Below are 6206 nucleotides of genomic sequence, written 5' to 3'. Positions count from 1 at the left end.
CACCGACGCCGACCCCTTCGCCGCCCGGCCGCCCAACCGGGACTGGGCCGAGGCTCTGGCTGGCTTTTCCTGGCTGCGCCACCTGCGCGCCGCCGGCACGCCGGAAGCGGCCGAGGCCGGCCGGCGCCTCGTCGCCGCCTGGATCGAGGCGCAGGCGCGCGGCCGCTTCGGGCCGACCTCGAACGGCATCGCGGCCGAACGCGTCCGCGCCTGGATCGGCGCCTCGGGCCTTCTCCTCGCCGGCGCCGACCAAGTGTTCTACCGGCGCTTCTCGCGAGCGCTGTGGCGCCAGGTGCGGCAGCTCGAATTCCAGATGGCGCGGCTGCCGCCCGGCATCGAGCGGCTGGCGGCGCTGGTGGCGCTGGTCACGGCGGGCCTGTGCATGGAGGGCGAGGAGCGGCTGGTGGTGCGGGCCTCGCGGCTTCTCGGCGAGGAACTCGACCGCCAGATTCTGCCCGATGGCTGCCATGTCAGCCGCGATCCCGGCGTGCTGGTGGCGCTCGTCCTCGACCTCCTGCCGCTGCGCCAGCTTTTTCCGGCGCGCAACGCCACGCCGCCGGCGGCGATCCTCACGGCGGTGGACCGGATGATGCCGATGATCCGGTTCTTCCAGCACGGCGACGGCACGCTCGCCCGCTTCAACGGCATGGGCCAGACCGCCATCGACCAGGTGGCGACGGCGCTCGCCTATGACGAGACGCGCGGCCTTACCCCGACATCGGCGCCGCGCGGCGGCTATGAGCGGCTGGAGGCTGGCGGCACCGTGGCCCTTGTCGACTGCGGTCCTGCGCCACCCTCCGCCTTCAGCGCCCGGGCCCACGCCGGTTGCCTCTCCTTCGAGCTGTCGTCGGGCCTCGACACCATCGTCATCAATTGCGGAAGCCCGTCCCTGCAGCGCGCCGTCTGGCGGGTGCAGGCGCGCAAGACCGCCGCCCATTCCACCGCCACCGTGGCCGACCGTTCGTCGATGACGCTTGGCCAGGGGATCTACACGGCCGGCCTCATCCTGGCGGGGCCGCGGGACGTGACCTGCCGCCGGCAGGACCTGGCGCTGGAGGCGCGCCACGACGGCTACCTCGCCCGGGTCGGCGTGCGGCACGGACGGCGGCTCAGCCTCTCGGCGGCGGGGGACCTTCTGGACGGCGTCGATCGCATCGAGGGCGAGGACAGGCCCTATGTCCTGCGTTTTCACATCCATCCGGCGGTGACGCTGATCCCGACCGAGCATCCGCGCGCCGCGCTGCTGCGCCTGCCGAGCGGCGAGGGCTGGCGCTTCCTCGCCGACCAGCCGGTCACCATCGAGGAGAGCGTCGCGCTGGCGCTCGCCGAGGGCCCGCGGCGCACGCTGCAGATCACCGTGCCGGTCGCCTCCTCCGCCGCGACGCCGGCGGTGTCCTGGTCGTTCCAGAAACTCGAGCGACCGCGGCCGGCGGCACGTGCCGAGGACGAGCCCGAACTGCCGCTGTAACTCCGGCGGCGGCGCGCGAAAGCGGTTTCGGCGGCGGCCTGCCCGTGCTAGAGCGCGCGGCATTCCCCGCCCCTGCCGGAGCCGCCCGCCTTGTCGACCGTGAAGCCCATTGCCCGTGCCCTTCTCTCCGTCTCCGACAAGGAGGGGATCGTCGATTTCGCCCGTGACCTGTCGGCGCTCGGCGTGGCGCTCGTCTCCACCGGCGGCACCTACAAGACGCTGAAGGACGCCGGCCTCGCCGTCACCGAGGTGGCGGAACTGACCGGCTTCCCGGAGATGATGGACGGCCGGGTGAAGACGCTGCACCCGAAGGTGCATGGCGGGCTCCTCGCCATCCGCGGCAACGACGAGCACGAGGCGGCGGCCAAGACCCATGGCATCCTGCCGATCGACCTGCTGGTGGTGAACCTCTACCCCTTCGAGGCGACGATCGCCCGCGGCGCCTCGTGGGAGGACACGATCGAGAACATCGACATCGGCGGCCCCGCCATGATCCGCGCCGCGTCGAAGAACCACGACGCCGTGACGGTGGTGGTGGACGGCGCCGACTATGCCGCCGTGATCGCGGCAATGAAGGCGAATGGCGGCGCGACGACCCTCGACCTGCGCCGGCGCCTCGCCGCCAAGGCCTATGCGCGTACCGCCGCCTATGACGCCGCCATCTCCAACTGGCTGTTCGACCAGCTCGGCGAGACGGCGACGCCCTACCGCGCCTTCGGCGGCGCCCTGGCGCAGGGGCTGCGCTACGGCGAGAACCCGCACCAGTGGGCGGCGTTCTACAAGACGCCCCAGGGCGCGGCGCCGAGGCCCGGTGTCGCAACGATCCGCCAGCTCCAGGGCAAGGAGCTCTCCTACAACAACCTCAACGACACCGACGCCGCCTACGAGCTGGTGGGCGAGTTCGACCCTGCCCGCACGGCGGCGGTCGCCATCATCAAGCACGCCAATCCCTGCGGCGTCGCCGAGGGACCGGATCTCCTGTCGGCCTACGAGAAGGCGCTGGCCTGCGATCCGGTCTCGGCCTTCGGCGGCATCGTGGCGCTGAACCGCACGCTCGACGCGGAAGCGGCGCGGAAGATCGTCGAGATCTTCACCGAGGTGATCATCGCCCCCGACGCGACGGAGGAGGCGAAGGCCATCCTCGCGACCAAGAAGAACCTGCGTCTGCTGCTCGCCGGCGGCCTGCCCGACCCGAAGGCGCCGGGCATCACCGTCAAGACGGTGGCCGGCGGCCTCCTCGTCCAGTCGCGCGACAACGCGGTGGTGGACGCCATGGACCTCAAGGTGGTGACGAAGCGCGCCCCGACGGCCGAGGAACTGACGGACCTCGCCTTCGCCTTCCGCGTCGCCAAGCACGTCAAGTCCAACACCATCGTCTATGCCAAGGCCGGCGCCACGGTCGGCATCGGCGCGGGCAAGATGAGCCGCGTGGATTCGGCCCGTATCGCCGCGCGCAAGGCGCAGGACGCGGCGGAGGCCGGCGGCTGGGCGACCCCGCTCACCAAGGGGTCCGTGGTCGCCTCCGACGCCTTCTTCCCCTTCGCCGACGGCCTTCTCGCCGCGGTCGAGGCGGGCGCCACGGCCGTCATCCAGCCGGGCGGGTCGATGCGCGACAATGAAGTGATCGCGGCCGCCGACGAGGCCGGCCTCGCCATGGTCTTTACCGGGGTGCGCCACTTCCGCCACTGAGGGCGCATCCCCACATCCGGCCCGGGCGACCAAGGGAGACCCCCCATGCTGCTTTCCACGACGCCGACCCTCGAGGGCGGCCGGATCATCCGCTACAACGGCATCGTCACCGGCGAGGTCATCCTCGGCGCCAACATCTTCCGGGATTTCTTCGCCTCGATCCGCGACATCGTCGGCGGCCGCGCCGGCTCCTACGAGACGGTGCTCCGCGACGGCCGCAACACCGCCTTCCAGGAGATGATGGCGGAGGCCCAGAGGCTCGGCGCCAACGCCATCGTCGGCATCGACGTGGACTACGAGACGCTGGGCAAGTCCATGCTCATGGTCTCGGTGGCCGGCACCGCCGTGACGGTGGAGATGATGATGGGCCAGCAGGCGCCGACCCAGCCGTCGAGCTTCGGCGGCTCGGTGCCCCCCTGGGGCGGCCAGCGCTGATCGCCTGAGGCTCCACCTCGTCGCGTCATGCCCGGCCTCGTGCCGGGCAACCACGACCTGACCACGACGTCAGAAGGAATTCGTGGATGCCCGGGCCAAGCCCGGGCATGACGTGGCGGTCTGCGGCGACCCGCCTCTTCACCCTTCCCTGGAGGGGGAGGGGCGGCCGAGCGCGGAGAGGACGGGGGTGGGGTGCAAGCCCCTCCTCGGGGCGTGCAGACCCTCAGGGCCTCTCGACCCGGACGAAGGACAGCACCGTCGCGCCGATCAGGAACATGATCGCCAGCATGCCGAGCCCGGCGCGCTGGTCGTTCAGCGCCAGCGTGACGACGCTCGCCAGGAAGGGCCCGATGAAGGCCGTGACCTTGCCCGACAGGGCGAAGAGGCCGAAGAACTGGCCGATCTGGTCGCGCGGGGCGAGGCGCACGAGCAGAGACCGAGAGGCCGCCTGCAGCGGCCCGGCCGCCGCCCCGATCAATCCGCCGAGGACGAGATAGACCTGTTCCGGCGCCGTGGCGAAGAGACCGTCGCCGGGGGCCGGCAGCGCGGTCTTGAAGACGAAGAAAACGTGCCCTGGGCCGATCAGCAGGATGGTGACGACGGCAAAGGTGAGGAAGCCGATCGAGCCGAGGATGACCGTCTTCGATCCAAGCGTGTCGTCGAGACGGCCGCCGAGCAGGGCGCCGGCAGTGCCGGTGATGGTGAGCAGGATGCCGAAGAGCCCGATCTCGATGGTGGTCCAGCCGAAGACGCCGGCCGCATAGATGCCGCCGAGGGCGAAGAGCGCCACGAGCCCGTCCATGTAGATCATGTTGGCGACGAGGAAGGTGAGCACGTTGCCGTGCCGCCGCACCTCCTTCACCGTGCCCCTGAGGCTGGCGAAGCCAGACCGCACCGCCTGGCCTATCGACATGCGGGCGGGCACGTCGGGGGTGAAGAGGAACAGCGGGATCGTGAAGACGATGAACCACAGCGCCGTCAGCGGCCCGGCCGCGCGGTCGCCCTCGCGCTGGGCGGCGTCGAGGCCGAAGAGCGGTTCGAGGCCGACGAGCGTGCGGCCGGTCTCGGGGCTGGCGACGAGGAAGCCCAGCATGAAGATCAGGGACATCATGCCGCCGAGATAGCCGATGGCCCAGCCGAGGCCGGAGAGCCGGCCGATGCGCTCGGCCGGGACCAGGGTGGGCATCATCGAATTGTTGAACACGGTGGCGAATTCCGCGCCGATGGTCGCCAGCACGAAGGCGACGAGCACGATGGCGATGGTCTCCGGCGCCCCGGGCCTGCCGAACCAGAGCAGTGCGGCGCCGACGACCAGCAGCAGGCCGAAGGCGGCGATCCAAGGCTTGCGGCGGCCGGAGGCGTCGGCAATGGCGCCCAGCACCGGCGAGAGCAGCGCGATGGCGATGCCCGCTGCACTGGTGGCGAAACCCCACATGGCCTGGCCGTCGACCGGATTGGCTGCGATGGCGCTGGCGAAGAAGGGCGCATAGACGAAGGTGTTGATCAGCGTGAAATAGGGCTGCGCCGCCCAGTCGAAGAGAACCCAGCCGGCGATCGCCGATCGGGGGGCCGGCTTGGCGGCGGTCTCGTCGGAGACGGTGACCGGGGGGAGCATGACGGGGGCCTTGGACGTGTTCCGCGCCGGAGGGACTTCAGGCGTCGCGGTTGTTTGCGGGGGCTGCACGCGATGCGGAAATCACAATCGGGAGAGGCGCTTCATTCCGGCCAGCGGGGCAGGCCCTCGGGGCCGTCGGCCGGCGTGCGGGCGACGTTGAGGACCATGGCCAGCAGCGAGTAGATGCCGACGAGCGTCGGAATCTCCACTGCGCCCTGCTCGCCGTGGCGGGCGACGATGCGGGCATAGGTGGTGTCGGACCAGCGCTTCGTCGCCAGCAGTTCGGCGACGGCGTCGTAGATCAGCGTCTCGTCGGCGGTCATGGCGTCGGGGCGGCGGCCGTCGGCGATGGCGGCGAGGATGTCCTTGGACACGCCGGCCTTCTCCGCCTCCATGGCGTGGACCGACCATTCGAACTGCTGCGACCAGGAGCGCGCCACCTGGCAGATCGCGAGCTCCTTCAGGTCCTCGGAGAGGCAGGAGCCATAGCGCAGGCGGCGGCCGAGGGCCTCCACGTCGATCATCACCTTGGGCGAGCGCAGGAGCGGCGCGTAGGGGCCGAAGGGCTCGACGCCGCGGCGCTTGCGGAAATCGGCCGCGGCGGCCTCCTGCTCGGGCGTGTAGTCGGCGGGAGCGATGGGCGGTAGACGATCGGGGGCGGCCATGGACGTGTCTCGTGTCGGTTGTTCTTATGGGGTCGCGCGGATGTGACCGACTCAAATCCGCGACCGGTTTCATCATGGCGGTCGGCGGGCGCTTGCCAAGGGCCGCCGGCGCGGGACGGCAGTGCGCCATTCAGGGGATGGAGCCTTCAGGGGATGGGACACATGGCATACGGGACACGCCTCGCCGCCGCCGCGCTCCTGGCGCTGGCGCCGGTCACCGGACAGGCGCAGACGCCGCCCGCCGCAGCCGCCGCCTGGCCGATCATCTCGGAGGCGGCGCGCGTGCATCCGGCCCTGGCGCCGAACGGCATGGTGGCGAGCCAGGAGGCGCGGG

At 71.2% G+C, this 6206-nt stretch carries 5 protein-coding genes; 3 read left to right on the top strand and 2 right to left on the bottom strand.

From position 1 onward, the window contains the following. The 3 genes from ACT6XY_RS22010 to ACT6XY_RS22000 all read left to right on the top strand — a co-directional run. Positions 1-1468, top strand: a 1468-nt coding sequence (locus tag ACT6XY_RS22010) for a heparinase II/III family protein (RefSeq protein ID WP_444750447.1), incomplete at its 5' end; no start/stop codon positions are given. Positions 1469-1558: 90 nt separating this feature from the next. Then, positions 1559-3157: a bifunctional phosphoribosylaminoimidazolecarboxamide formyltransferase/IMP cyclohydrolase gene (gene purH, locus ACT6XY_RS22005; protein WP_444750446.1), complete on the top strand. Its 1599-nt coding sequence runs from the start codon at positions 1559-1561 to the stop codon at positions 3155-3157. A gap of 45 nt (positions 3158-3202) precedes the next feature. Continuing rightward, positions 3203-3592, top strand: coding sequence for a heavy metal-binding domain-containing protein (locus ACT6XY_RS22000; RefSeq protein WP_444750445.1), 390 nt, complete (start codon positions 3203-3205; stop codon positions 3590-3592). 223 nt (positions 3593-3815) lie between these two features. Here ACT6XY_RS22000 and ACT6XY_RS21995 read toward each other — a convergent pair whose 3' ends face one another. After that, on the bottom strand, positions 3816-5207 hold the full coding sequence (locus tag ACT6XY_RS21995; protein WP_444750444.1) for an MFS transporter: 1392 nt from the start codon (positions 5205-5207) through the stop codon (positions 3816-3818). 101 nt (positions 5208-5308) lie between these two features. Beyond that, positions 5309-5872 (bottom strand): carboxymuconolactone decarboxylase family protein, encoded by a 564-nt coding sequence (locus ACT6XY_RS21990; protein ID WP_444750443.1) that lies wholly within the window; start codon positions 5870-5872, stop codon positions 5309-5311. Between the last annotated feature and the right edge of the window lie 334 nt (positions 5873-6206).

This window comes from Phreatobacter sp. (assembly GCF_052440005.1).
In the GTDB taxonomy this organism is placed as follows: domain Bacteria; phylum Pseudomonadota; class Alphaproteobacteria; order Rhizobiales; family Phreatobacteraceae; genus Phreatobacter.
Note: the sequence above shows the minus strand (reverse complement) of the source record. Positions and strands in the feature narration are given on the sequence as shown.